24 protein-coding genes, 1 pseudogene and 1 other annotated feature are annotated in these 25,780 nt (G+C 36.2%); of the genes and pseudogenes, 7 read left to right on the forward strand and 18 right to left on the reverse strand.

Features of this window, described 5'->3' with window-relative positions; translation table 11 throughout:
- Nucleotides 1–57: 57 nt before the first annotated feature.
- Nucleotides 58–274, reverse strand: a binding site (T-box leader).
- Nucleotides 275–395: 121 nt separating this feature from the next.
- The 4 genes from G5W_RS0109460 to G5W_RS0109475 all read left to right on the forward strand — a co-directional run bounded on the left by G5W_RS0109460 (nucleotide 396) and on the right by G5W_RS0109475 (nucleotide 6,195).
- On the forward strand, nucleotides 396–3,359 hold the full coding sequence (locus G5W_RS0109460) for a transglycosylase domain-containing protein (RefSeq protein ID WP_010096155.1): 2,964 nt from the start codon (nucleotides 396–398) through the stop codon (nucleotides 3,357–3,359).
- Nucleotides 3,360–3,739: 380 nt separating this feature from the next.
- Nucleotides 3,740–4,393: a GNAT family N-acetyltransferase gene (locus G5W_RS0109465; protein WP_010096157.1), complete on the forward strand. Its 654-nt coding sequence runs from the start codon at nucleotides 3,740–3,742 to the stop codon at nucleotides 4,391–4,393.
- Nucleotides 4,394–5,044, forward strand: coding sequence for an acetoin utilization AcuB family protein (locus G5W_RS0109470; protein WP_010096158.1), 651 nt, complete (start codon nucleotides 4,394–4,396; stop codon nucleotides 5,042–5,044). It abuts the gene before it with no gap.
- Nucleotides 5,041–6,195, forward strand: a complete 1,155-nt coding sequence (locus tag G5W_RS0109475; protein ID WP_010096160.1) for an acetoin utilization protein AcuC — start codon at nucleotides 5,041–5,043, stop codon at nucleotides 6,193–6,195. The genes G5W_RS0109470 and G5W_RS0109475 overlap by 4 nt, the downstream gene beginning before the upstream one ends.
- A 12-nt stretch (nucleotides 6,196–6,207) precedes the next feature.
- Here the strand turns inward: G5W_RS0109475 and G5W_RS22125 are convergent, their stop codons facing one another.
- The 5 genes and pseudogenes from G5W_RS22125 to G5W_RS0109495 all read right to left on the reverse strand — a co-directional run bounded on the left by G5W_RS22125 (nucleotide 6,208) and on the right by G5W_RS0109495 (nucleotide 10,431).
- Entirely contained in the window at nucleotides 6,208–6,912 is a 705-nt protein-coding gene (locus tag G5W_RS22125) for an OmpA family protein (RefSeq protein ID WP_420178310.1), read from the reverse strand.
- Nucleotides 6,901–7,007 (reverse strand): annotated as a pseudogene (locus G5W_RS24855) (flagellar motor protein MotB); the annotation flags it as partial. The gene G5W_RS22125 and the pseudogene G5W_RS24855, both read right to left, overlap by 12 nt.
- Nucleotides 6,997–7,818: a flagellar motor protein MotP gene (motP, locus tag G5W_RS0109485; RefSeq protein WP_010096164.1), complete on the reverse strand. Its 822-nt coding sequence runs from the start codon at nucleotides 7,816–7,818 to the stop codon at nucleotides 6,997–6,999. The pseudogene G5W_RS24855 and the gene motP, both read right to left, overlap by 11 nt.
- 162 nt (nucleotides 7,819–7,980) lie before the next feature.
- Nucleotides 7,981–8,976 (reverse strand): catabolite control protein A, encoded by a 996-nt coding sequence (gene ccpA / locus G5W_RS0109490; RefSeq protein ID WP_010096166.1) that lies wholly within the window; start codon nucleotides 8,974–8,976, stop codon nucleotides 7,981–7,983.
- A gap of 378 nt (nucleotides 8,977–9,354) precedes the next feature.
- Nucleotides 9,355–10,431, reverse strand: a complete 1,077-nt coding sequence (locus tag G5W_RS0109495; protein ID WP_010096167.1) for a bifunctional 3-deoxy-7-phosphoheptulonate synthase/chorismate mutase — start codon at nucleotides 10,429–10,431, stop codon at nucleotides 9,355–9,357.
- A gap of 190 nt (nucleotides 10,432–10,621) precedes the next feature.
- Here G5W_RS0109495 and G5W_RS0109500 point away from each other — a divergent pair, with 190 nt between their 5' ends.
- Entirely contained in the window at nucleotides 10,622–12,754 is a 2,133-nt protein-coding gene (locus G5W_RS0109500; protein WP_010096168.1) for a cell division protein FtsA, read from the forward strand.
- 69 nt (nucleotides 12,755–12,823) lie between these two features.
- Here G5W_RS0109500 and G5W_RS20845 read toward each other — a convergent pair whose 3' ends face one another.
- From G5W_RS20845 to G5W_RS0109545, 9 genes are all read right to left on the reverse strand, one after another.
- Nucleotides 12,824–13,207: a YtxH domain-containing protein gene (locus G5W_RS20845; protein ID WP_010096169.1), complete on the reverse strand. Its 384-nt coding sequence runs from the start codon at nucleotides 13,205–13,207 to the stop codon at nucleotides 12,824–12,826.
- Between the two features lie 14 nt (nucleotides 13,208–13,221).
- A complete protein-coding gene (locus tag G5W_RS0109510; protein WP_010096170.1) occupies nucleotides 13,222–13,623 on the reverse strand; it encodes a DUF948 domain-containing protein in 402 nt (133 codons plus the stop codon).
- A gap of 329 nt (nucleotides 13,624–13,952) precedes the next feature.
- Nucleotides 13,953–15,260 carry a UDP-N-acetylmuramate--L-alanine ligase gene (murC, locus tag G5W_RS0109515; RefSeq protein ID WP_010096171.1) on the reverse strand — a complete coding sequence of 436 codons (1,308 nt, stop codon included), beginning with the start codon at nucleotides 15,258–15,260 and terminating at the stop codon, nucleotides 13,953–13,955.
- A 258-nt stretch (nucleotides 15,261–15,518) separates the two neighbouring features.
- Nucleotides 15,519–16,640, reverse strand: a complete 1,122-nt coding sequence (locus G5W_RS0109520) for a nicotinate phosphoribosyltransferase (RefSeq protein WP_010096173.1) — start codon at nucleotides 16,638–16,640, stop codon at nucleotides 15,519–15,521.
- 80 nt (nucleotides 16,641–16,720) lie between these two features.
- Nucleotides 16,721–18,478: a DNA translocase FtsK gene (locus tag G5W_RS20850; protein ID WP_010096175.1), complete on the reverse strand. Its 1,758-nt coding sequence runs from the start codon at nucleotides 18,476–18,478 to the stop codon at nucleotides 16,721–16,723.
- A complete protein-coding gene (locus G5W_RS23270) occupies nucleotides 18,454–18,984 on the reverse strand; it encodes a hypothetical protein (protein ID WP_010096176.1) in 531 nt (176 codons plus the stop codon). Before G5W_RS23270 ends, G5W_RS20850 begins: the two co-directional genes overlap by 25 nt.
- A 187-nt stretch (nucleotides 18,985–19,171) precedes the next feature.
- Nucleotides 19,172–19,777: a YtpR family tRNA-binding protein gene (gene ytpR / locus G5W_RS0109530; protein WP_010096177.1), complete on the reverse strand. Its 606-nt coding sequence runs from the start codon at nucleotides 19,775–19,777 to the stop codon at nucleotides 19,172–19,174.
- Nucleotides 19,778–19,799: 22 nt separating this feature from the next.
- Complete coding sequence (locus G5W_RS0109535) at nucleotides 19,800–20,603, reverse strand: DUF1444 domain-containing protein (protein ID WP_010096178.1); 804 nt, start codon at nucleotides 20,601–20,603, stop codon at nucleotides 19,800–19,802.
- A gap of 173 nt (nucleotides 20,604–20,776) precedes the next feature.
- On the reverse strand, nucleotides 20,777–21,292 hold the full coding sequence (locus tag G5W_RS0109545) for a hypothetical protein (RefSeq protein WP_010096180.1): 516 nt from the start codon (nucleotides 21,290–21,292) through the stop codon (nucleotides 20,777–20,779).
- 149 nt (nucleotides 21,293–21,441) lie between these two features.
- Between G5W_RS0109545 and G5W_RS0109550 the strand changes: the two genes are divergently transcribed.
- On the forward strand, nucleotides 21,442–21,882 hold the full coding sequence (locus tag G5W_RS0109550) for a YtoQ family protein (RefSeq protein ID WP_010096182.1): 441 nt from the start codon (nucleotides 21,442–21,444) through the stop codon (nucleotides 21,880–21,882).
- Between the two features lie 59 nt (nucleotides 21,883–21,941).
- On the opposite strand, the gene G5W_RS0109555 is transcribed toward G5W_RS0109550, so the two are convergent.
- Nucleotides 21,942–22,463 carry a DUF84 family protein gene (locus G5W_RS0109555; RefSeq protein ID WP_010096184.1) on the reverse strand — a complete coding sequence of 174 codons (522 nt, stop codon included), beginning with the start codon at nucleotides 22,461–22,463 and terminating at the stop codon, nucleotides 21,942–21,944.
- 84 nt (nucleotides 22,464–22,547) lie between these two features.
- On the reverse strand, nucleotides 22,548–23,612 hold the full coding sequence (locus tag G5W_RS0109560; RefSeq protein WP_010096186.1) for a M42 family metallopeptidase: 1,065 nt from the start codon (nucleotides 23,610–23,612) through the stop codon (nucleotides 22,548–22,550).
- Nucleotides 23,613–23,780: 168 nt separating this feature from the next.
- Between G5W_RS0109560 and G5W_RS0109565 the strand changes: the two genes are divergently transcribed.
- The gene (locus G5W_RS0109565; RefSeq protein ID WP_010096188.1) at nucleotides 23,781–24,095 is read left to right on the forward strand and encodes a PepSY domain-containing protein; all 315 of its coding nucleotides are present in this window, start codon (nucleotides 23,781–23,783) and stop codon (nucleotides 24,093–24,095) included.
- Nucleotides 24,096–24,152: 57 nt separating this feature from the next.
- Here G5W_RS0109565 and G5W_RS0109570 read toward each other — a convergent pair whose 3' ends face one another.
- Together G5W_RS0109570 and trmB are read right to left on the reverse strand one after the other, a co-directional pair.
- Nucleotides 24,153–24,995: a YtnP family quorum-quenching lactonase gene (locus G5W_RS0109570; protein WP_010096190.1), complete on the reverse strand. Its 843-nt coding sequence runs from the start codon at nucleotides 24,993–24,995 to the stop codon at nucleotides 24,153–24,155.
- A 93-nt stretch (nucleotides 24,996–25,088) separates the two neighbouring features.
- A complete protein-coding gene (trmB, locus tag G5W_RS0109575; RefSeq protein WP_010096192.1) occupies nucleotides 25,089–25,733 on the reverse strand; it encodes a tRNA (guanosine(46)-N7)-methyltransferase TrmB in 645 nt (214 codons plus the stop codon).
- Between the last annotated feature and the right edge of the window lie 47 nt (nucleotides 25,734–25,780).

The following is a 25,780-nucleotide window of genomic DNA, read 5'->3' on the forward strand; positions in this document are numbered from 1 at the left end:
ACGGAAAGCTACCAGGACTTTCCTATCTACAAATAAAAAACCCATTCCTTATCACCGATAAGGGACGAGTTTTAACACGCGGTACCACCCTTGTTGCAAATTAATTGCCACTTTGGGGTTGTTAACGATGACCTCACCGTCTTAATTTTGCCGATTGGCTCATTAAGAATGCTCCAGATTTGTACTTCGTATGCAAATATATACTAGTTTACACCGACCACTAGCTCTCTATAACAGGGATTTGCACCACTACTAGATCCTTCATAGCAAAACAATATAATATAAGTCTTATCATATAAAATGGAGAGTAAAAATGCAACTATTTTTGCAATTTCCTGTACCTCCTTCCCATCCCCTATGCTATAATTATGTTTGGAATAATAGGAGGTTTTATCGTGGATTTTAAACAATTTATCCGAGATGTTGGAGCCAAGGTAAAAACAGTCTGGAGCACTGGAAAAGTACAGCGTGCATCCCGAATTACATATGATGTTGTATGGAATGTTATTTTATTCTTTCTTGTAATAGGAATTATTGGGATGTTTTTCGGCGTTGGGATAGGATTTGGATACTTCGCTTCTCTCGTGAAGGATGAACCAATTCGTCCTTATGAAAGTATGGAGAAGGATATTTACAACTATGAAGAAACATCTAAGTTATACTTTGCAGGTGATATCTACTTTGGTGATATTCAATCCGACCTGCACCGTGAAGAAACGAAACTTGAAGACATCTCCCCCAAGCTTATTGAAGCTGTTGTTGCTACAGAGGATGAGTTTTTCTATGAACATGAAGGAGTTGTACCAAAGGCTATCATTCGTGCATTAGTTCAGGAGTTTACCAACTCTGATGTAAAATCTGGTGGTAGTACATTAACACAACAGTTAATTAAGAACCAGATTCTAACAAACGAAGTCTCGTTTGAACGTAAGGCAAAAGAAATACTACTTGCCATGCGTTTAGAGCAGTTTTTTAAGAAAGATCAAATACTTGAAGCATATTTAAATATTATTCCATATGGCCGTGGGGCAAATGGAAGAAATATTGCAGGTGTTCAAACTGCTGCAAGAGAAATCTTTGGCATTAACGCAGATGAGGTTAATTTACCTCAAGCTGCCTTCTTAGCTGGACTTCCTCAGAGTCCGTCCTACTACACGCCATATCAAGGTGGTGGGGGACTAAAAGATCCTGAGGGGCTGGAACCCGGTATAAACCGAATGAAGACAGTTTTAAGTCGCATGTATGATTTAGATTATATTTCGGAAAAGGAATACAAGGAAGCCTTAGAGTATGACATCGTTGCAGACTTCGTACAAGAATCAGAAACTCCAATTGAAAAGTATCCGTACTTAACATTTGAACTAGAAAATAGAGCAAAAGAAATATTAATGTATATTCTAGCGGAAAAAGATGGTTATACGAAAGAAGATTTGGCAGAGGATAAAGATTTGCGAGAACAATATACCATCCTAGCGAATCGGGATCTTCGTCGAAATGGATATAACATCCATTCAACAATCGACAAAGATATCTATGATGCCTTTCAAGAGGTTGCAAAAAACTTCCAGCATTATGGTCCAGATTGGACAGGATATATTAAAGACCCAGATACCGGAGAATCCATTCAGGTTACACAACGTGTTGAAGCTAGTGCAATTTTAATTGAAAATGAAACTGGTAGAATTATTAGTTTCTTAGGTGGACGTGGATTCAGCATGGATAATCAAATAAACTATGCTACTGGTGCGAAGCGTTCAAATGGTAGTACGATGAAACCTATCCTTGCATATGCACCAGCAATGGAAAAAGGTATTGTACAACCAGGTACACCTATAGCAGATGTGGAAACATCATGGGGAACATGGACACCAGGAAACTTTGATGAACGATACCATGGTATTCTTTCCGTACGTGATCACCTAGTTAATTCTTATAACGTACCTGCAATTAAAGTGTATTCTCAAATCATGAACGATAATCCTGTCGATCAATACTTGCGCAAGATGGGGATCACATCACTTGGTGATGATGAATATGCTAACCGTTCATTAGCAATTGGTGGAACCACTGTAGGTATCTCAATTGAAGAAAACGCCAATGCTTTTGTAACCTTTGCAAATAGTGGTAACTTTGTCGATGCTTATATGATAGATAAAATTACCACACAAGACGGAGAAGTTATCTATGAACATAAGAGCGAACCTGTAGAGGTATTCACACCTCAAACAAGTTATCTTACAGTTGATATGATGCGTGATGTTATTGCACGTGGTTCAGCTAGTTACCTCCCTTCTCAACTTAAATATAAAAATGTTGATTGGGCAGGAAAGACAGGTACTTCCCAAAACACATGGGATGTTCATTTCGTTGGTCTAAATCCAAATGTTACTATGGGAGCATGGTTAGGCTATGAAAAACCTCAGTCACTAGTATGTAAGAGCTGTGATTTACACCATACGAATCGAAATATTAAACTATGGGCAGAGCTTATTAATGTGGCTTCAGATATCAGACCTGACTTAGTAGCACCAACAGAGAAATTCCAAAGACCTGAGGGTATTGTCTCTCGAAGTATTTGTTCAACTTCCGGGATGCTTCCTTCAGAATTATGTAGTGCTGCTGGATTGGTATCAAGTGATATTTTCAATATTAATTTCGTACCTACACAGGTAGATGATAGCCTAATTCAAGGTTCTTATGTCCTTGTTAATGGAAGAGCTGTACTTGCAGGACCAAATACACCGAGAGAGTTCATTCAAGATGACGGATTATCCTTTAATCCAGAATGGTTAATTCGAAATGAATACCATCTATTAAAGGATATTACCCAGCTTTATCCAACCTTCCGAAAAGAGGCTTGGGAAAAGATTAGTTTACCGAATACAGAAGGACAGAATGGACTCGTACAGGATGACGGAAAAGCACCTGAAGTCCCAGCAAACCTAAGAAATAACGGCAATCAATTAACTTGGAGCCCCTCAAGTAGCAAAGATGTAGTCGGTTATCGAGTATATCGTTCGAATCAGCCTGGCGGTAGCTTTGAATTAATAGGTAGCTCAATAGAAACAAGTTATACATTGCCTAGTGGAACTGGTGTATACCACGTGAAGACCGTTGACTACTTTGGTCTAGAGTCTTCAGCATCACGGGAGATTATCATTGGTGATTTTTCTGAACCTGAGAAACCAGATAAAGACCAAGAGAAACCTGAGAAACCTGAAAGTCCAACCAATCCAGACGAGCCAGATTCCGACGATGAAGAGCCTGTCTCTGGTGAAGATGGAGACAATGAAAATGGGAATGGGAATGGACCAGGGAATAATAATGGAAATGGCAATAATGGAAACGGTGGTAATTAATAGGAAGTTTTCACACTAATTAGTTCCGTTTTAGAGTCATATAGATGAGTATCAAATTAGAACATAATTTGATACTCATTTTTTTGATATAAGAAGATTGATTGATTTCGCTGGATACCAGATTCATTTAGGGAGAAATGGCAGTTTAGTTACAGTATCACTACAGTCTCGTTCAAAATGTTGTTGATAAACCTCTTCAGCTGTAAAATCTATCATTAATAGCAATTTGTTATGATTCGATATGAGAGGTAGATCAATTTAAAATTATGCACTCCTAAAGCCAACTTTCACTCCCTCTTCTTTTTTATCTAGAAAAGACTAAAAATTAACACGATAATCTTGTATAATAATACTAACATGATAATTCGGTGGTGAAATAAATGGAACACATAAAAACTTACAATAAAATAGAACATCCGGTGAATACGCATTCCATCGTTATCGAAGGGCCGATCACTGCCTCAAACTTAAGACAATATGTCTTTCATCAAGACTTAAAAGCTTTTCGACCCGCATCTAGACAATTTCAAGCTCTATTAGAGATTGCTGATTTACCTGAAGGCCGGATTATCATTGCTAGACAAGATGAAACAATCATTGGTTATGTAACTTATTTATATCCTGATCCATTAGAGAGATGGTCGACATTTCAAATGAAGGATCTTTTAGAATTAGGTGCAATCGAGGTCATTCCGGAATACCGAGGTAGTAAAGTGGCTTCTAATCTCCTGCAAGTTTCCATGATGGATCCATTTATGGAAAACTATATTATTATATCGACTGAATATTATTGGCATTGGGATTTAAAAGGGACAAATCTTTCCATCTGGGAATATCGAAAGGTTATGGAAAAAATGATGGCATCTGGTGGACTCTTGCCTGCTCCAACAGATGATCCCGAAATCATATCTCATCCTGCGAATTGCTTAATGGTCCGAATTGGTTCAAATGTAGATAACGAATCCATCAAACAATTCGAAACGCTTAGATTTTTAAATCGTCACCAGTTACGTAGTTTTAGGGAGGGAATATAAATGCATGTAGAAGATATCATGAATAAACACTTTATTACATTAAAACCTTCAGACTCTATAGAAAAAGCCCATCAATTATTAGTAGAAAATAAAATAAGACATATTCCTATTGTAGACGAACATCATCAAGTGGTTGGAATTATTTCCGATCGCGATGTTCGCGATGCTAGCCCATCTATCTTTTCCAAGGAAGAAGATCATAAAATTCTTCAAAAAGAAATCTCGACTATTATGAACACTCCAGTTGTTACCGCTCATCCCCTGGACTTTGTGGAAGAGGTTGCTCGTATTTTCTATGATCGTGAAATTGCCTGCCTTCCTGTTGTAAGCCATGACAAGCTAGTTGGCATCATTACAGAAAAAGACTTACTATATACCTTAATCCAATTAACAGGAACCCATGTACAAGGTTCACAAATTGAGGTCAAAGTTCCACATAAACCTGGTATCTTACCAGAGGTAGCAAATGTCTTTGGAAAACATGGTGTAAATATTTCTTCTGTCTTAGTTTATCCGTTCAAAAATGATCCTGATTATAAAATATTAGTATTTCGAGTCCAAACAATGAATCCGCTTCCAATCGTACGAGACTTACGTGAGAATGGATATGAAATGATGTGGCCAAATAATATACCGGAGCCAAGAATATGAGTAGTGATGTTGCGTTTATTTATGACAAAGCTTTATTAAATTACCATTTCCATGACGAGCATCCATTCAACCAGAAAAGAGTACTTCTTACAAAAGAACTACTCGAAGAATCTAACCAACTTGATCGTACAAATATACTTGTACCTAGAGTAGCAACAGATGAAGAAATTTCTTTAATACATGACCCAAAATATATTCATGCAGTAAAATCTGCCAGTTTTTTAAATCACGAACAACTGATTAGATTTGGATTAGACACGGATGATACCCCAGCTTTTCCGAATATGCATGAAGCTTCTGCATCAATAGTAGGCGCAACATTGACTGCTGTGGATGCTGTATTAAAAGAAGGCGCACGGGCTGCTGTTAACTTCTCGGGAGGTCTTCATCATGGATTTAAACAGAAGGCGTCCGGATTCTGCATTTATAACGATGCAGCTATTGCAATCAAATATATCCGTAAACAGTTTAATCTAAGAGTTCTATATGTAGACACGGATGCTCATCACGGAGACGGTGTTCAATGGGCTTTTTATGAAGATCCCAATGTATGTACATTTTCTATCCATGAGACTGGTAGGTATCTTTTTCCAGGAACAGGAAATGTGAATGAGCGAGGTATCAAAGCTGGACATGGCTACAGTTTTAACCTACCTATTGATGCCTTTACCCAGGATAAATCTTTTATAGAAGTATATCAGACTGCGCTAAGAGAGATTGCAGAGTTTTTTAAACCAGACATTATCCTCACTCAGAACGGTGCTGATGCTCATTTCTATGATCCATTAACACATTTATGCTGCTCCATGGAGATTTATAATGTAATACCACAGATTGCATTAGAAATTAGTAATACGTATTGCCAAGGAAGGTGGATTGCATTAGGTGGTGGTGGATATGACATATGGAGAGTTGTTCCCCGGGCATGGGCACAAATATGGAATGTCATGAAAGACGGAAAAAGTTCTGAAGGAGAGCTTCCTCCAACATGGCTTGCTAAATGGCGACCGGAATCACCCGTCACACTTCTAAGAATGTGGGAGGATTCTGTTGAAGATATTCCGATCATCCCTAGAAAACAAGAAATAGAAGAGAAGAATTATGTTACGTTAACGAACCTATTAAAATACACAAAAGTAAAAAGGAGTTGATTCCAACTCCTTTTAACGTTCTATATCCGAGTAATTATCATCTAGTATAACAATTTCAACCCGTCTATTTTTGTCTCGATTGCTAGCACTATTATTAGGTGCCAATGGCTTTGTATCACTAAAACCAGTAATCGAGAACCTTTCTTCTTCCAAGTTATTTACTTCCACAAAGAATCTTACAACACTGCTTGCTCGAGCACCAGATAATTCCCAATTCGAAGGATATTGAAAGCTAGACATTGGTACATCATCTGTATGTCCCTCTACTTTAATATCGTTCGTAACTTGTGAAAGTAAGTCCCCAACCTTTGTTAAAAAAGGTAGAGCTTGTGGAAGGATTTCAGCTTCTCCCGAATTAAATAATATACTGTCTTGTAATACAAGCTCTACCCCTCGTTTAGTACGAGTAGCTGACACTACATTATTTAAATCATGCTCATCAAGGTATCCTTCAACCTCTTCCATTAAATTACTTAAAGAATCTTCTAATTGCCCGATTTCTGAATCTGTTTCTTCTTCCTGCTCGTTCTCTTCAATTCGCTCAGGTAAACCAAAATCATCTGATGATTCCCCATTTTCCTCTGAACCTATATTCTCACTTGGATTATCCATTGGAACTGGAGAAGGTGATAGATCGAAAATCATTCGGTTACGAAATGATTCTGAAATAGCATCAAATTTAGCCGCATCAATTTGGGACATAGAAAATAATAATATGAAAAAACAAGGATTAATGTCACCATATCTGAATAGGTTACCATCCATCTAGGTGCTCCTTTATTCGTTTTTTTCCTTCTTTCCCTAGGCTTCATTTACGCCCTCCCCCACAAACGCAGAGTCATCCAGTCCCTTAGCTTTCTTCGTATGATAAGATAAAAAGGCACCTAATTTCTCTTCTAAAATTCGTGGATTTTGACCAGATTGGACACCAATTACACCCTCGATAATAATTTGCTTGATAAAAATCTCTTCTTCTGTTTTATTTTCCAGTTTACTCGCCATTGGTATAAAAACTAGATTAGCTAGAACAGTTCCATATAATGTAGTTAATAGAGCTATTGCCATACTTGGTCCTAACGTAGCTGGGTCTTGTAAATTATTTAGCATTAAGACTAGTCCGATTAATGTTCCAATCATCCCCCAAGCTGGAGCATATTCACCGCACTTTTCAATAATTAATCGACCACGATAATGACGTTCTTCCATTGCAGTAATTTCTGCATTCATTATGTCATGTATGACCTCAGGTTCGATACCGTCAATTGCTAATAACATGCCATTCTTCAAAAATGGATCTTCAACGTCCTCAAGCTGATTTTCCAAAGCTAGAATACCTTCTCTTCTTGCACGCTCAGATAAACGGATAAAAAGGTTAATTAATTCTGGAAGTTTATGTTCATTATGGCTAAATGACTCTTTCATCACTTTGCCTGTCAATTTGATTTGTTCTAAGTTGAAATTAATTAAAATTGAACCTATTACACCGCCAATAACAATTAGGATTGATGCGACGTCAAGAAAAGAGACAAAGCCTTCTGTTCCAGCATTGGTTAGTATCGCCATCATAATCATGATAAAACCTACAGTGATACCAATTGGAGTTAATAAATCTCGTTTTCTCATACTCTCTCTCCCTAAATTTCCTACATAACATGTCTTTTAGGGAGGCAGTTCTTTTCCGCCTCCCTTGAATTTTCCATGCTACGGTACAGTTAACTGGCTATCAAACAATAATGGAATCAATATTGGAATTATATCCCTTTAATAATTATATCGACATCTAGATTATTTAGTTGAATTTCTCTCTATTAATCGGTGTGGCAAGATCACTTTCTTTTCTTCTACTTCTTCCTTATTCATGAACTTCGTTAACAATCTCATCGCAACTGCACCGATATCATACATTGGTTGTACAACAGTTGATAAGGTAGGTCGTACCATTGTGGCTAATCTTGTATTGTCAAAACCAAATACTTCAATATCTTCTGGTACGCTAAATCCTAAATCCTGTGCACCATGAATAACTCCTAGTGCAATTGCGTCAGAGGCAGCAAAAACCGCAGTTGGCTTGTCAGATAGTTGCATAAATCGTTGAACTGCTTGAATTCCTGAATCATAAGTGTAATCTCCATTTACAACATATTCGTCTACTACATTTATGGAGGATTCTTTTAATGCACGTAAATAGCCCTGATATTTTAATTCATTGATGGTATACTCTTCCTTACCAGAGATGAAAGCTATTTTTTTATTTCCTTTATCAATTAATTGTTTTGTTGCCTCATATGCTGCCGCTTCATAATCAATATTTACAGATGGAATCGAATCTGTTCCATCATAAGTTGCTGCTAGTACCACTGGAACAGAAGCGGTTGAGAATTGTTGAACATGTTCATCGGAAATATTTCCACCCATAAAAATGATACCGTCTACTTGTTTTTCAAGCATTGTGTTAATTAGCTGTAGTTCTTTATCCTTATTTTGATCAGAGTTACTAAGAATAATGTTATATTTATACATTGTCGCAATATCTTCAATACCACGAGCTAACTCCGCAAAAAATATACTAGATATATCTGGTATTATCGCACCTACCGTGGTTGTTTTTTTACTAGCTAATCCACGCGCAACTGCATTTGGTCGATATCCTAATCGTTCAATAGTTGCCAATACTTTCTTTCTCGTTGTTGGTTTTACATTTGGATTACCATTCACAACACGTGATACCGTTGCCATGGATACGTTTGCTTCTCTTGCTACATCATAGATAGTTACTGTCATTATCAATTACCTCCTAGTTCCGAACTTAGAATAACTCATCTTGTTTGTACTACTTTAAAATTATTTCTACGTTAAAGAACTCTATTTTTATTGGTTTATACTTTTAAACATGGCACTCTCCACGTTTATCTGTATTGGTCAAAACCCGCACTTTTGCATAGAAGATAGTTCTATATCTTTCATCCGCGTACTGTTTCTATTAATTATGATACTCTACCATCAAAAAAAACACAAAAATAATTATTATCATTTCTAGTATTGGCTTTTCTCTAAACTATACAAATTAGTTTGCCGATAAACATTCATTCTTATCATAACTAGCAGTCAAAAAAATTAAGGGTCTGACTATAAAAAGTCATACCCCCTTCTAAATTATTTTTATTTTATAGAAGTTGTAAATTTGGCGATTTCTTGGAGAAAGTTCTCAAACATCGGAATATCCATTTGTTGTGCCGCATCAGACAATGCAACCGCAGGATCAGGATGAACCTCAGCCATAACTCCATCTGCTCCGATAGCTAAAGCTGCTTTTGCAGTAGGTATTAATAAATCTCTTCTGCCAGTTGAATGTGTAACATCTACCATGACAGGTAAATGGGTTTCTTGTTTTAGTATCGGCACAGCTGAAATATCTAGGGTATTTCTAGTTGCTGTTTCATATGTTCTAATTCCTCGTTCACATAAAATAATATTTCCATTTCCTCGAGAAATAATATATTCAGCTGCATTGATAAATTCGGAAATTGTAGCAGATAATCCACGTTTTAATAATACGGGTTTATCCACTTCCCCTGCTGCTTTTAATAATTCGAAATTCTGCATGTTACGTGCACCAATTTGTATAACATCTACATAATCCAAGGCCGTTTCAATATGAGCAGGATTAACAATCTCACTAATAACCGCTAAATCAAATTCATCAGCGACCTTACGCATAATTTGCAATCCCTCTATACCTAAACCTTGAAAATCATATGGTGAAGTTCTTGGCTTAAATGCCCCTCCTCGGAAGAACTTGATTCCATTTCTAGCAACCGCTTCTGCCACTTCTCTTACTTGTTCGTAGCTTTCTACAGCACATGGTCCCATCACTAAATGAGTATTTCCATCCCCAACTAACTGACCTTTCACATCAATGATTGTATTTTCGGGTTTTCGTTTTCTAGATACTAGTAATTCTTTACGATGGGTATCCTCTTGCAGCTCCAATCCAGCTTTAAATATTTCTTTAAAAATATGCTCAATAGTAGAATTATCAAATGGTCCATTGTTATATTCTATCAAGTGATCAAGCATCTGACGTTCTCTAACCGGATCATAACGCTTCATGCCTTGCTTACTCTTTAATTGTCCAATTTGTTGAACAATAGCTGCTCGTAAATTCACAAGTTCTAGTAATTGTAAGTTTACATCATCTAATTTATGTCTTAACTGATCTAACTCGTTCAGATTCATATAATTCTCCTCCTAAAAGGGAAAAAAGCGTATTAACTATATTTTCTTCTACATAATTTGACACAATTATAGCTAATAATTTTCTCTTTGTCATCTTAAAGTTTATAATAATAGAGTAAATAAATGTTATTTAATGCTCAAGATACATATAAAACAAATTTCGGCATCATTTCTTTAGGGGGACATTTTCATGATTGATGAACATATATTTGCATTAGATATAGGGACACGTTCTGTAACTGGAATCATTCTAAAGAAGGATGGTTCAACCTATACCCTAGTTGATTATTGCATGATAGAACATGAAGTTAGAGCCATGCTAGATGGGCAAATACATCATGTCGAAGAAGTTGCGAAAGTAATCAATAAGGTTAAGGAAAAACTAGAAGCTAGTAATGGGCCATTACACAAAGTTTGTGTTGCTGCAGCAGGACGTTCATTAAAAACAATTACGTCCAGTGCATCCATCGAATTAGGCCAAAAGCCTATTACAGAACATGAGACCATTAAACACTTAGAGCTTAGTGCTGTACATGCAGCTCAGCTAAAGCTTGTATCGGATGAGAAAAATCGAGATTTCTCCAATTACTATTGTGTGGGATATTCTGTTCTTCAATATACAATAGACAATGATAAAATAGGTTCACTAATTGATCAGAGTGGCCAGATGGCAACAGTGGAAATTATTGCCACATTCTTACCTAAAGTTGTAGTCGAATCATTAATCTCTGCACTTAGCCGTGCTGGATTAGAAATGGACGCCCTAACGCTGGAGCCAATAGCTGCAATTCAAGTGTTAATTCCTGAGTCGATGAGAAGACTTAACGTTGCCTTAGTTGATATTGGAGCAGGTACGAGTGATATTGCCATTACAAATTCTGGTACTGTTGTTGCTTATGGAATGGTTCCAGTCGCAGGAGATGAAATAACCGAGGCTGTTAGTGACAAATACTTATTAGATTTCCCTTTAGCAGAAGAAACAAAACGTGAGATAGTAAATAAAGGTGAAGCAACTGTAGCAGATATATTAGGTTTTGAATCTACCATTACCTATCAAGATTTAGTCCATGAGATTGAAGAAAGCATTAACAAATTGGCTAACTCAATTGCCGAGGAAATATTATCATTAAACGGTACTCAACCAAAGGCTGTCATGCTCATCGGTGGTGGTAGCCAAACACCTGATTTTACGAAAAGACTAGCCGAAAGATTGCAATTACCAACAAACCGAGTTGCCATTCGTGACATAGATGCTGTTCAAGCACTTACCAAGACAGATAATTTACCAAAGGGGCCAGATTTTGTTACTCCAATAGGAATAGCGATTGCCGCAAGACAAAATCCAATTCATTATCTATCGGTCGATGTGAACGGAAAGCCAATAAGAATGTTTGAAATGAAACAATTAACGATAGGAGATTGTCTAGTCCATGCTGGAATCGAAATTAAGAAATTCTACGGCAAGCCTGGCATCGCTTCTATCATTACGCTTAATGGTAAACAAGTCACGCTACCCGGAGAATTTGGTCAAGCTCCTACAATTCTACTGAATAATGAAAAGGCTCATGTCGATACTCATATAAAAAATGGGGATAAAATTGAAATTCGAAAAGGAATCGATGGTACTCAACCTAAGATAAAACTTGGGGAATTACTTGGGGAAATACCACCAATTAAGATTTTCTTTAATAATAAGCCCTACACATTAAAAACGTCTTACTTTGTACATAACACTATTAAAGATAATAACTATGTTGTACAAGATAAAGATGTAATTGAAATGAAAACACCGAAAACGATACAAGATTTTTTCACTTATGTTAGTTCAGAAAAGTTAGTAACACGTGAGAACTTTAAGGTATTTGTCAATAACGAGAGTGTTAATCTAAGTCTTGCAGATACAAAAATAATGGTAAATGATGTTCCCGCTAATATGAACTATAAACTAAGACCAAATGATCAACTAAAGGTCATTCCCAGCCAAGTTCCAACTGTAAAGACTTTATTGAAGGAATTAAACAAAGAATATTCACGAGAGATAAAGGTCCTATTTAACCAAGAGCCTATATCCATTACACAAGAGAATTATATTGTAAAAAGAAACGGTTATCTGTTAGCTGAACATGATACACTCCATCCAAATGACCAAATCGAACTCAAAGATAAACCGAATGAACCACTTATTTTTCAAGATGTATTTCGATTTGTGGATCTCGATTTATCAAATGCAAATGGAAAGTTCACATTGATGAAAAATGACCAACCAACAACTTTCTACGAACCAATCATTGGAGGAGACAGACTATCCATTGTTTGGGAGTAATCCACTACACGCTTATGGAAAAAACAAGGATGCCAATTGGAGAACTTTCCAAAAGGCATCCTTGTTTTTTTATTGATCTTCAACAGAGACATCTTGATTCGTCACGGATTGTTGTGCGGAATCTTTTGTTCCATTGGAACGCATATCTTGTATTTTAGATTGGACATTAGAGGTAAGCTCTTGCGTTTTTTGCTTTAATTCTGTACCTTTTTCTGAAGCCATATCCATCCACTCTTGTCCTTTTGCTTGAGCGATATCCTTCCATTCTAAACCTTTAGTCTGTGCTATGTCTTTCCACTCCGATGCACGGTCTTTCACCTGTATTGCCCCTTGATTGATATCTTTTCTCATTTCCTTCCCAGATTTCGGAGCAAATAATAAGGCTAGACTAGCTCCCACTGCTGCACCAATAATTGTACCTACTACAAAATTCTTACCACTATTATCAGACATATAAATTCCTCCCTTTATTTTCTCTTTTTAAGTAAATCAAATAAGGCCGCACCCCATGTAACTGCCTGTGATGCCTTGTCTTGATTTTCAACAGCTGCTCTGGAAACACTTGAAGAAAATTGCTTCAATGTTATGTTGAAGTCTTTTACGGTTTCCCCTATACCTTTTACGCCATCAAACAGACCATCTAATTTGGCGGTTTTTTGATTAATATCATTCGCTAGGACGTTCGTCTTGTTCAGTAATTCCGTAGTTTCCTTTGTAATGCCTTGCATTTGCTTTTCTAAGCTCTCCAATGTATTTGCTACGTTGTTAAGCGTTCTAGTTGAAGCTTTTAAAGTTTTTGCTAAGTATATTACTAGCACTGCAAAAGCAATAGCAGCAATTAGTGCAGCAATGTATAATATTACTTCCATTACAATGATCATTCCTTTCTATTATTTAAGAACACGAATTAGATGGGCTTGTACAATTAGTAAGAAAGGGAGCTTTCTTCTAATTGATAACAGCACGAAATTAGTTCTTGAAGTTTCTTTATTAGTATATCTCCATTATAGGGTTTTCTATCATAAATTTCGAACATTATGTAGCAGTTTTTGCCAACAGGCTCAATTTATTCCTATTTAAAGCTTGTATTCGTTAATCGTCTTTGAAAGGATTTTAAGTGTTAAAGAATAAATAAGAGAAAATACACTTACCTATTGTAAAAAAAGTCTGCTAACATCCATTAGCAGACCTTTTTTACTCAAGCATTTTCATGAGCTAGTTTTTTCTCATATTCTTGTTGGAATTTTTGAATATCCCCAGCACCCATAAAGATTAAGACCGAATCATCATAGATTTTTAGGTTATCCACCTGCTCTAATTCTAATATCGAGCTGTTTGGAATAAGCTGTTGAAGATCTTCTATTGTTAATTGGCCACCATCTTCTCTTGCCGAACCAAAAATCTCACAGAGATATACTGTGTCCGCTTCTTTTAAGCTATCAGCAAATTCTTGTAAGAATGTTTTTGTTCTCGTAAACGTATGTGGTTGAAATATAGCAACAACATTTTTATCTGGGTATTTTTTGCGCGCAGATTCAATTGTTGCTGTAATTTCTTTTGGATGATGCGCATAATCATCAATTACAACTTGATTATTTACTTTCTTTTCTGTAAAACGACGTTTAACGCCTTTAAAAGAACTAATATTCTTTATTTCTTCTGCTTCCATTCCTTCATATTGACAAATAGCTATTACGGAAAGAGCATTTAATATATGATGGTTTCCATACATAGGTATTGTAAATGTGTCATAATAAGTATTTCGAACGAAAACATCAAATTCCGTACCAAATTCCGTTTCTTTCACGTTTTGGGCTTGGAAATCATTTGATGGCAGAAAACCATAGTAGACAACAGGAACTTTTGCTTGAATTTGTTGAAGTTTTTCATCATCACCACAAGCAATAATACCCTTCTTTACATTATCAGCCATCGATTGAAAAGCATCAAAAACATCATTTATACTGGAGAAGTAATCCGGATGATCAAAATCAATATTCGTCATGATGGCATAATCTGGTTCATAACGAAGAAAATGTCTTCGGTATTCACATGCCTCAAAAACGAAATAATTACTATCAACATGTCCTTTACCAGTACCATCACCTATTAAGTACGAAATAGGATAAACAGAATCCAAAACATGTGCGAGCAAACCAGTTGTTGAAGTTTTTCCATGCGCACCCGTTACTGCAATACTTGTGTACTGCTTTAGCCACTCACCCAGAAACTCATGATAACGGTAAAATACTAATCCTAGACGTTTAGCTTCTTCAATTTCAATATGGTCATCTGGAAAAGCATTTCCTGCTATGATGGTAAGACCCTCTGTTATATTCTCTTTTGAAAATGGCAAAACAGGTATGTTCTTTGATTCAAGAGCAGCCTGTGTAAAAAATCTTTTTTCTACATCTGAGCCTTGAACCTTTTCCCCAGAATCATGGAGAATTTGAGCTAATGCACTCATTCCAGTACCCTTAATACCAATAAAATGGTAAGTTGTCATAAAATAGAACCTCCAACTATATGTGTAAAGAAACACAACTTATGCTGTGTCCTCTCTTCTAGAGAAGATGAATGTACAAAATCATTAAGAGTGGTCATAAATCTTGTTTCACTTATTTACTGATACCAGCGAGATTTCACTACCAAGTGGAACAACAGCACAAATCGGTCTACAATATACAATAATAACTATAATAACATTAAGTAATTATAACAAATCTTAAATAGCAATAAAATAGTAATTTGGTTGTGTCCTAATCTACTTAGCCATTTCAACCTTTCGATATTCCACTTTTTCTAATCTCGGATTTGGACGGTAACGTCGTCCATCTTTTGCTTCTGGAGTTCCATTTAGTAATACATTGTCACCAGTAAAACCAATATTAAGCTGTAGCAAACTTCTTCCGACACCATATGTGTTAACTGGCACACCTAATGTTTCAAAATGACGAATTTTCTCTTCTGTAAATCCACCAGTTGCAACAATTTCAACATGATGAAAACCATTATCATCAAGTGCTCTCCTTAACGCAAAAACCAATTCAGGGTTTACACCTCGTGGATCAAAGGTTCCCATTAAATGATGATTTCTTAGGAAGTATTTATCAACAAGGGTATTAGATGTGTCTAAACGTACCGCCTTTAAATTATCGCCAAATTCACGAGCAACCTTTAATGAGTCATTTATCACATCATTATTGTAGTCCACTAAAGCTACTAATTCATCATGAGGGTATATTTCATGATATGCTTTTGTTGCTGCTACCACATCTCCCTGAAACATTTGGATCATAGCATGAGGCATTGTACCCATGCCCTCTTTTCCCCACCATTCATTCATGGCATGGGTTGCTTGAGCAGTTGAACCACCAATAAACGCTGCATAACCATCGCCTGCTTGAGTGGTATAATGATCATCTCGGTCTCCCATGAAAATGACCGGTTTTTGCTTACCAGACGTTCTTGCCGCTTTCACAACATTATATACATTTGTCGCTACTGATGTTCTTCTAGCTAATATCCCGTCGATAATACCCTCTAAGTATCCAAACTCTTGATATGGACCGGTAATCGTTAATACGGTTTCAAAAGGGCTAATTTTATCTCCATCTTTTAAGGACTTTATTTCTAGAAGCTCTGGATGATCTGCAAAAGTATGTACTAGGGCAATTGCTTCATCTGTCCCACAAAGTACTGCATCATTCTTTTGAAAAAATTGCATCGTGACATAATTATTCGGTAACTTTTTCTCTACGATTTCCTTAGTCTTTAAAAAGTAAACAGCTGAAAACCAGCCTTCTTTTATTCGTTGATCAAATTTAAATGTATTATTTGTTAACCGATCAATTTGACCCTTTAACTTTTGTTCAATTTCCTTCATAATTGTTCTCCCTTAAATAGATATTACCTTCATTATCATATATCTAGGTATCAAATTAAACAAGTAAACACCCCATGTAATTATGATAATATATCTTCTAATTCCGTTTTCGTAATTAATACATCTCTTGGTTTACTTCCGTTTTGACCAGAAATAATTCCTTTGTTTTCCAATGCATCCATCAATCTTGCAGCACGATTATAGCCAATCTTAAAATGTCTCTGAAGTAAAGATGTACTTGCACTATTCTGATGAAAGATAAATTGTATTGCTTCTTCTAATAATTCATCTTCTTCTTCATCGGCAACGAATTGTTTTAATAAAGATTCTTGTTCAAATAAGTAATGCGGTTCCGCAATAGACCTAACATAACTTGTAACACGTTCAATTTCTTCATCGGAGACAAATGGTCCTTGTAAACGAACACTTTTACCGGCACCATTTTCGACAAAAAGCATGTCGCCTTTTCCTAATAGCTTTTCTGCTCCACCTGAATCAATAATCGTTCTAGAATCAATTTGTGAAGATACACTAAAAGCTATTCTAGTAGGAATATTGGCTTTTATTAAACCGGTAAGCACATCAACAGAAGGTCGTTGTGTAGCAAGAAGAAGATGTATTCCACATGCTCTTGCCTTCTGTGCAATTCTACTAATTGCATCTTCAACATCCTGAGGAGAAACCATCATTAAGTCAGCCAATTCGTCGATTACGATAACAATAAAAGGCATTTTCTCACTTTGTCTACCTTGACCTATTACTCTTTGATTATATCGTTCAATATCTCGTACACCTTCCTGTACAAATCTCTCATATCGATCCTCCATTTCATTTACCGCCCATTTAAGTGCAGCTGTAGCTGCCTTAACATCTGTAATAACCGGCGATACTAGATGAGGTATTCCATTGTATGGTGCTAATTCCACCATTTTTGGATCGATTAAAAGGAACTTTACGTCTTCATGATGCGCTTTATAAATCAAGCTTAATAGAATCGTATTAATACATACACTTTTTCCGGATCCTGTTGCTCCTGCGATTAAACCATGTGGCATCTTTTGGATATTAGTAATCACTGGTGCACCTTCAATATTTAGACCTAATGCAATGGTAAGTAAAGAACTATTAGATTGGAAGGCATCGGTATCTAAAATTTCTTGTAAGCTAACCATTTGGGACTTTGGATTAGGCACTTCGATACCGATGGTGTTTTTCCCAGGGATTGGGGCTTCGATTCTAATATCTTGTGCAGACATATTAAGCTTTAAATCATCACTTAGGTTTTTAACTTTACTAACTTTCACACCGAGTTCCGGATGGACTTCAAATCTTGTAACCGCTGGTCCCTGAGTAGCATTTACAACACGCGCTCGAACATGGAAATGTTTCAACGTTTGTTCTAAGAGCTGTTGTTGTTCACTTATCCATTGATCATTCAAGTTACTCTTTTGAATAGGGTCGTTTAATAAATGTAATGGTATGTTACCATGTTCCGACTTCACGTTTACATTAGACTGAGAACTTTTACTCACCATCTCTTTATGGCTTTGGGTGACAGGTACCTTTTGTTCCCTATTTCTCTCCATTAATTTTCTCTTATCTGTAGGAGTCATTATCACATTGAATGGAACACTATTATCTTTTTTATATTCGCTTCGAGTAATGGATGGTGATGACTGTTGCACTGTACTAGTCTCTGACTGTTGTTGCTTTGTTTCTTGAATCACACTATATTGGTTTGATTCGAAATCTAGTTCTCTACTTTCTTCTAACATTTCAGCAGATTTCAAAGTATGGTTAATGTTTTCATCCTCTATGTTAGAATTTGAATCATCCATAGATATAGTTTCACTACGATATACACTTTCGAATTTTTCTTTGTTACCGGCTCCTCTATACCTGGTTCATTTAACTCTGGCTCTGTTGGAGCTTGTTCTGATAGTATTTGATGTTTTCGTAAATAGGTCGGTATTGACTCTATCTCTTTACTGTTTTGCTTACGAAATCCATATATTGGTGATGGCACTTCCGTTCTCTCAAATGGCCTTTTTTCCTTCAGAACCTGTTCTCTTTCAGGATACTCTTCCATATGGGCTGGTTTTGCCTGCCGTTTTCCTTTCCGAAGATATGCAGGTGTTTCTGTATCAACCATTGGTCTATTAATTCTTCGTTTATGATCAGGTATTTGTGGAATATGGTACGTTTCATTGTTTGGATACTGATAGACGATTCTAGTTTTAATATCAGGGTTTAAGTCCTGATTCAAATGATATTCTTGGGTGTCTTCTTCCTCTACTTCTTTCCAAATAAAATTGTCGAGCTTTCTCTTCCATTTATCCCACATGTTTTTCACTCATTTCTTTTTGATTCAACAATTATTCTATGGTGACTGTTTAAATTAATAGAAAGACTTTTATTCCTGTCCTTTTGCAAATGCACTAGTTTTTATTAGTGTGCAGGCTCGAAAGTTATATACCTTTCTATCTGCTAATAAAAAAGCAACCTAGTAATAAAACATAGGTTGCTTTCTATTATACAGGAAAAGCTTCTCCAACAGAATAAGTATCATCTAATACATATATTCCTTTTTCCTTTGGTGCATTAGGTATACCAAGCTCTTTCTGTGAACAAATCATTCCATTTGAAGGGACTCCTCTAAGCTCAGAAGGTTTTATTCGTAGTCCACTTGGCATAGTCGCACCGACTTTAGCAACAACAACTTTCTGTCCTTTGTCGACATTTGGAGCACCACAAACAATTTGTAGTAATTCTTCTCCAACATCCACCTGACATACGCTCAATTTATCCGCATTTTCATGTTGTTTTTTCTCCAATACCAATCCAACAACAAATTTAGGACTCAAATCAAAATCTAATGTATCTTGTATGTCGTTAGATTTAAATAGATCTTTAATAATATCCAATAAATCATTTGTTAATGGAATTTTTCCAGTTTGCTCTAGCTTAAGATGCTTCGATGCTTCGGCAATATTATAGCCTAATATTGTACCTTTATTATCTGTAATTTTAGTTACTGGCCCAATAGTCTTATGATTTATTTCATAGCGGTTATCCGTATCTTTTATAGGGACTATTAGTACATCGCCTACACCGTTAGGATTATAGAATACATCCATACATGAATCACTCTTTTCTTCTTTAATTTTCTGGTTTATTTTTTGCTAGAATAAATATAGGTGTTAACTTCTTCTCTTCATATATAAATGGTAATGAGGTAATTGGGATTCTGCCTTCTGTAAAGAACTTCATCGTAATCTGTGCGAGGATATCATACCCAGTTTTATTTTGAATATCTGCGATGATAAGCACATCTTGATGAGGAACTGCAATGGCTACTTCCCCTTTACACTTACCCTCTATCTCTTCTAGCAAGGAATCGTTTAAAATTCTACTTGCATCATAACCATCTTGCTTAGCAAAGAAATAAAAATCATTATCTGCAACCCGATCAAGTTTATAATCGTTTTCCAATGAACGTAAATTAAACGTCGCTATTTCATCGATTTGTTTCAAAGTCCAGCTTTCATTCTCCAACATTGTTTCATCTACTAAACGATACGATTTCCCTAAGTCAAGTGCATAGAAAATTCTAGTCTCAGCTGTATGATCTTTGTAGACTAACTTCTCAGCTGATTTTGTCTCTGTAGGGAAAGATGTGGATCGAATTACAGGAAAAATGTTTTTTTCATTCCCCTTCAATTGATAAGACTGGTTCATGATTTTTAAGGATTCTAGAATATGGTCGACAAGCTCATCAATTGCTTGTTCACCTCGCTCATTAAACTTTCCTATGATGTTAGGAAGTTTAATGGTAACACCTTGCCTGGTGTTTTTCCTTTCAATTCTCAATGTGTCCTGTTCTCGGTTAAATCTCGTTGTGTAGTTAGAATCTGATAGTCTCTCTTCTAGTATCTGCTTCATCTTAAGACTAGTCATTTTCATATAGTAAGCCTCCCATATCGGCTATAATGCTTTGTTTCGCTTCTTTATTATAATAACGATGATCTTCTCTAGCTTCAACTAATACACCTCTAAAAAATTTAGCTAGCAACATAAGTGTGCTAGCCAAACAATGTACACAATTGATGCAACCATTAATAAGATGTTCTACAATCTTATCTAACGATTGATTCAGCGATTTTCATAAGATTCTTGGCATCGTTAACCATTTCACCTTTATTCGTAAGAGTCGTTACCTTTACCCCACCTACTCCAACTTGAATCTCATACGATTCATTGTCTGTTTCTTGAGGAAGGAGGCGAATATAGGCGAACATTTCCTCATTGGTAAAAGAAGTTAATAATGCAGCTTTATCTGTTTTGGCTGCCTCAAAGTTCAACTCACTCAGATCGTCTTCTAACGTATTATAAAAAACAATCAGTGTTTGATCTCCATTAACCAGAATTGCATTATGAGCATCGACTTCTTCCACTTCCATCTGTTCAGGTAAATAGAAAGAGAAGTGCTCACCCTTATAATTATCTTCTGGTATTACATCATTTAGAAAGGTATCCTTTGCAGTTTCAGCTGCTTGTTGGATTACTGTTTCATCGGACTGATAATCAAATACACTTAAAATGATAATAAATAATAACAACAAGCTACTTATCAGGTATGTTGTTTTTGGCATGTTCCCGTCCTCCTACTTAAGGCCTAAACCCTCTTTTAATATTACTACTAATTCAAGATATTTCAAGCATTCCATCGTTAAACTTTAATTTTGTTCTTCTATTCGATACTATTAGAATAGAAGTAATTTAATATTGGGGAGGTTTTTTTATGGAGCTTATCGTATATTTAGCAGGACAAATACATGATAATTGGAGAGAGGAAATTATCAACAAAGCAAAAGAGAAGAATTTACCACTAAAATTTGTTGGGCCTCAAACCGATCATGACCGTTCGGATAACATAGGCGAATTAGTTTTAGGTGCTCAACCGGGGAATTATTATAAGGATGATGCCGCTTCCGATATTAATAATTTACGGACACAGGTACTTATGCAAAAGTCGGATATCGTTATCGGTTTATTTGGTGATAAATATAAGCAATGGAATACAGCTATGGATGTTAGCGCAGCTATCACGATGAATAAGCCTACGATCATAATTCGACCCGAAAGTCTAATTCATCCTTTAAAGGAGCTATCCAATCGTGCGAACGTCACGGTAGAAACTGTTGATCAAGCTTTGCAAGTCTTAACTTATATTTATGAATAGGGGGATAATTCCCCCTATTGTCTTACTCTGTTCAAATTTTTATATCGTCAAAGAGCTTATCAGCGTGCTTGGCCATTTTTGGAATGCCAATAGTCCCACTGTCCCTTTAGTAGCTGTACTACTTGAGCGAACATTTCCTTTCGAGTGAGCAAATCATTTGTAAAAACGCCGATTGCCCCCTCCTTTTTCGACACACCAGTCCTTTTAGCATACGAATCCATTACAAGTCCTAATTCCATACCATTGTTCAACTCTTTTTCAATTTCCCTTGGCAATAATACTCTAGCACCACTTGCCGTATAAAGTTCACCTTCAGGAGAAATTAATGCACCCCAGTTGCATAAATATAGCTGATCATTTACGTACATGACTCCACCTTCTAATCCAATACCAACAACACCCTCTTCCTTTTCGAAACAAAATTTCGCCCGATTAACTGCACCCTGTTTTGTTTCTTCATCGGAGAAAGGCTGTGCAGATACGTGAGAATCAACTTCGATTCCCTCTACCTGATCATATGGAAAAAATTCTTGCACCGCCTTAACTTTAGTTGGATTTTTAGAACCTACGATGATTTTCATTTCAGAACTCCTTTTAAAAACGCTAAATAGATTGAAAACACACCAATACAAAAGCAACTGCTCTAATAGAGCAGTTGTCATGTATTACTGTTTTCGAATCATATCTACTGTATTCTGATCGGTTGATTTTACTAATTTAACTAGTAGCTCTTTCGCAGCTGCATAGTCATCAACATGAATAATGGATGCTGATGTATGGATATATCGTGAACATATACCAATTACTGCGGAAGGAACTCCATTTCCAGAAAGATGTACACTACCTGCATCTGTACCGCCTTGGGAAATAAAGTATTGATACGGGATATTGTTCGACTCTGCTGTATCTAGTACAAATTCTCTCATCCCACGATGTGTAATCATAGAACGGTCAAAGATACGTAATAACGCTCCTTTACCCAACTTTCCAAATTCACTTTCACTACCAGTCATATCATTCGCTGGTGAAGCATCTAATGCATAGAAAATATCTGGTTTAATCATATTAGCAGCTACTTTTGCACCTCTTAACCCAACTTCTTCTTGCACCGTAGCACCAGAATACAATTCATTTGGCAGTGTTTCATTTTGTAATTCTTTTAATAGTTCAATAGAAAGTCCACAACCATAACGGTTATCCCAGGCTTTCGCTAAGATTTTCTTATTATTAGCCATCGGAGTAAATGGACAAATCGGTACAATTGATTGACCTGGTTTAATCCCAATACGTTCAGCATCTTCTTTATCATCTGCACCGATATCAATTAACATATTCTTAATATCCATTGGTTTGTTACGCTGTTCTTCCGTTAGATTATGTGGAGGAATAGAACTAATTACACCAATGATCGGACCATTATCTGTCATGATTTGGACTCTTTGAGCAAGTAACACTTGACTCCACCAGCCTCCTAGTGTTTGAAAACGAATTAATCCTTGTTTGGTAATCTGCGTAACCATAAAACCTACTTCATCCATATGTCCTGCAACCATCACACGAGGGCCTGATCCTTTTTTAACACCAAAAATGCCACCAAGATTGTCCTGTATAATTTCATCGGAGTATTTTTCAAGTTCGCTTCTCATAAAGTTTCGAACTGGATGTTCATTACCAGGTGCACCCTGTAATTCTGTCAAGGTTTTAAATAAAGCCAATGTTTCCTGATTCATATGTACCCTCCATATCATAAATAAACTACTTCTTAAGTATAACGAATGGTCTTAAATGTTTCCACAATTCTTGCATATCGCGTATACATTTTCTATTTTCATTATTTTACGGTATACTGAACTATAGATGAAAACTTAGAATTGAAATAATGCATGAGGTGAGGATATATGAGTTGGAAGAAGACTGTACTTGCAGCGACATTGGGATTTGCAGCTGGTTATGTAGCAAAACAACAATTAGAGCAGTATCAAAACATAACACCTGAAAAAGCATTAAAAAACGCTAAAGAAACTTTCAAAAGGCAAGGACCAATTAGTGGATCCTGGATTTACATGAAACCTGAACCAATCGAAAAAAACGGCTTACAGTATAACGCCTATCGCGGCGGTGTCACACGAAGTATCGATGGGCAAAACAAGCAATTTGAGTTTTTTGCGGATGCAGATACCGGTGCAGTAATTGACGTGATAGAAACTGTTTAACAAAAATATCGGTCCCCTTTCAGATGTAAAGTTACTACTTAGAAGGGGACCGATATTTTATCTCACTCTTTCAATTACCTCTAAGCGATTACCTAACTCATCGAATTGTATCGCACGATAAAACGCATCATGATAAAATGTAAACCATGCATTCTTCTGATAACCAAAATCCATCCATTTTTCCTTTTCATGAACTGATTGTACCGGATAGTCATCATAAGCTAAAGCCCATAGCTTATTTTGATGCGCATTAGTAGGCATTAAATCAGCCATATGGATAAATACAGCTTCCCTGTCTTCCAATACGATAATACAATGTCCATCACTATGCCCACCAGTATGGATGATTCTTAATCCTGGAACAATCTCCTTCCAATTCTTAAACGTTATTACTTGTTCTTGAATTGGCTTCCAATTTTCTTCCCAGTATGTATTTACCGATCGAATATTCGGGGAACGCATCTCATTCCATTCCACTTCAGAAGTATATATTTTAGCGTTATGGAAGACAGATTTATATCCTTCATCCGTATTCTTGGTCAATCCGCAAGCATGATCAAAATGTAAATGTGTCATTAGTACGGTATCAATATCATCTGGTGATAATTTCAGCTCTTGTAAGGAAGATTCTATAAATGATTCCTCGCTAACCCCAAAATTTCTTTTTTGTTTATCAGTTAGTTTTCCCATTCCAATACCACTATCAATGAGTATTCTTTTATTATCTATTTCAAGTAAGATTGGGTCGGTTCTTAATTCGATTTGATTATTCTCATTAGATGGATACTTCTTTTCCCATAATGGCTTCGGTACAACTCCAAACATAGCCCCTCCATCTAAATGTGTCACTCCACCATTTAGCCATGTTAAAGTAGCTCGGCCAACATGTAGTCTCTCCATGTATATTCTCCCTTTCTCATTCTTATAATAATAGTTTATCGAAAGGTAACTCCTTCTGCAAACGCTATCATTTCCAAATAAAAAAGAGGGGTGTTATTCCCCTCTAAATACTGCTTTACAACGATGAATTGGCTGTCCCTTTGCAGAAAACTTTTCCTCATATTCTGTCATGATATTAGTAGGGTCTGCTAGTTGATGTAGATCTAGACTTACCTCTTCTAAAAGCATCCCGAATCTTGAAAAGCTAACTAAGGAATACTCAAACAATCCTCTATTGTCTGTCTTAAATATTAACTGTCCTTCTGGATGTAAAATATTTTCATATCGTTCTAAAAATGAATGTGATGTTAGTCTTCTCTTCTCATGACGGTTCTTTGGCCAAGGATCTGAAAAATTCAAATAGACCGTTGAAACTTCATTAGTAGCAAAAATCTCATTAAGGTTTTCTGCATTTTCTTGAATCAATTTAATATTAGTCTGTTCAGACTCTTGTACTTTTTGTGCTGCTGTTACGATAACACTTTTAGCAAGTTCTATACCAATAAAATTAATGTTCGGAAATTGTTTCGCCATTCCTACAATAAATTGTCCCTTTCCAGTCCCTATTTCGACATGGATGGGATTATCATTTCCAAATAATTCATGCCATTTACTTTTATATTGATCCGGATTAGGTATAACTAAATCCGAGTTTTCACGTAAAAAATCATCAGCCCACGGCTTGTTACGTTGACGCAAATTATTGCACCTCTTTCAACCTTACATATTTTTATTGTTTTATCAAA

Source organism: Ornithinibacillus scapharcae TW25, assembly GCF_000190475.1.
GTDB classification, from domain to species: Bacteria; Bacillota; Bacilli; order Bacillales; family Amphibacillaceae; genus Ornithinibacillus; species Ornithinibacillus scapharcae.

Bases quoted from the DNA above. Each gene is read 5' to 3' on its own strand.
- murC (WP_010096171.1), bottom strand. From the start codon at position 15,260: ATGACAACTTACCATTTTATTGGTATTAAGGGTACTGGAATGAGTGCA.
- G5W_RS0109465 (WP_010096157.1), top strand. From the start codon at position 3,740: ATGGAACACATAAAAACTTACAATAAAATAGAACATCCGGTGAATACG.
- ytpR (WP_010096177.1), bottom strand. From the start codon at position 19,777: ATGGATGTATTCTATAATCCTAACGGTGTAGGCGATGTACTAATAGTC.
- G5W_RS0109470 (WP_010096158.1), top strand. From the start codon at position 4,394: ATGCATGTAGAAGATATCATGAATAAACACTTTATTACATTAAAACCT.
- G5W_RS0109500 (WP_010096168.1), top strand. From the start codon at position 10,622: ATGATTGATGAACATATATTTGCATTAGATATAGGGACACGTTCTGTA.
- ccpA (WP_010096166.1), bottom strand. From the start codon at position 8,976: ATGACAGTAACTATCTATGATGTAGCAAGAGAAGCAAACGTATCCATG.
- G5W_RS0109550 (WP_010096182.1), top strand. From the start codon at position 21,442: ATGGAGCTTATCGTATATTTAGCAGGACAAATACATGATAATTGGAGA.
- G5W_RS0109570 (WP_010096190.1), bottom strand. From the start codon at position 24,995: ATGGAGAGACTACATGTTGGCCGAGCTACTTTAACATGGCTAAATGGT.
- G5W_RS0109560 (WP_010096186.1), bottom strand. From the start codon at position 23,612: ATGAATCAGGAAACATTGGCTTTATTTAAAACCTTGACAGAATTACAG.
- G5W_RS0109535 (WP_010096178.1), bottom strand. From the start codon at position 20,603: ATGAAAATGACTAGTCTTAAGATGAAGCAGATACTAGAAGAGAGACTA.
- G5W_RS0109565 (WP_010096188.1), top strand. From the start codon at position 23,781: ATGAGTTGGAAGAAGACTGTACTTGCAGCGACATTGGGATTTGCAGCT.
- G5W_RS0109475 (WP_010096160.1), top strand. From the start codon at position 5,041: ATGAGTAGTGATGTTGCGTTTATTTATGACAAAGCTTTATTAAATTAC.
- G5W_RS0109545 (WP_010096180.1), bottom strand. From the start codon at position 21,292: ATGCCAAAAACAACATACCTGATAAGTAGCTTGTTGTTATTATTTATT.
- motP (WP_010096164.1), bottom strand. From the start codon at position 7,818: ATGAGAAAACGAGATTTATTAACTCCAATTGGTATCACTGTAGGTTTT.
- G5W_RS20850 (WP_010096175.1), bottom strand. From the start codon at position 18,478: ATGGATGATTCAAATTCTAACATAGAGGATGAAAACATTAACCATACT.
- G5W_RS0109495 (WP_010096167.1), bottom strand. From the start codon at position 10,431: ATGAATCTGAACGAGTTAGATCAGTTAAGACATAAATTAGATGATGTA.
- G5W_RS23270 (WP_010096176.1), bottom strand. From the start codon at position 18,984: ATGTGGGATAAATGGAAGAGAAAGCTCGACAATTTTATTTGGAAAGAA.
- G5W_RS0109510 (WP_010096170.1), bottom strand. From the start codon at position 13,623: ATGGAAGTAATATTATACATTGCTGCACTAATTGCTGCTATTGCTTTT.
- G5W_RS20845 (WP_010096169.1), bottom strand. From the start codon at position 13,207: ATGTCTGATAATAGTGGTAAGAATTTTGTAGTAGGTACAATTATTGGT.
- G5W_RS0109555 (WP_010096184.1), bottom strand. From the start codon at position 22,463: ATGAAAATCATCGTAGGTTCTAAAAATCCAACTAAAGTTAAGGCGGTG.
- G5W_RS0109520 (WP_010096173.1), bottom strand. From the start codon at position 16,640: ATGAAGGAAATTGAACAAAAGTTAAAGGGTCAAATTGATCGGTTAACA.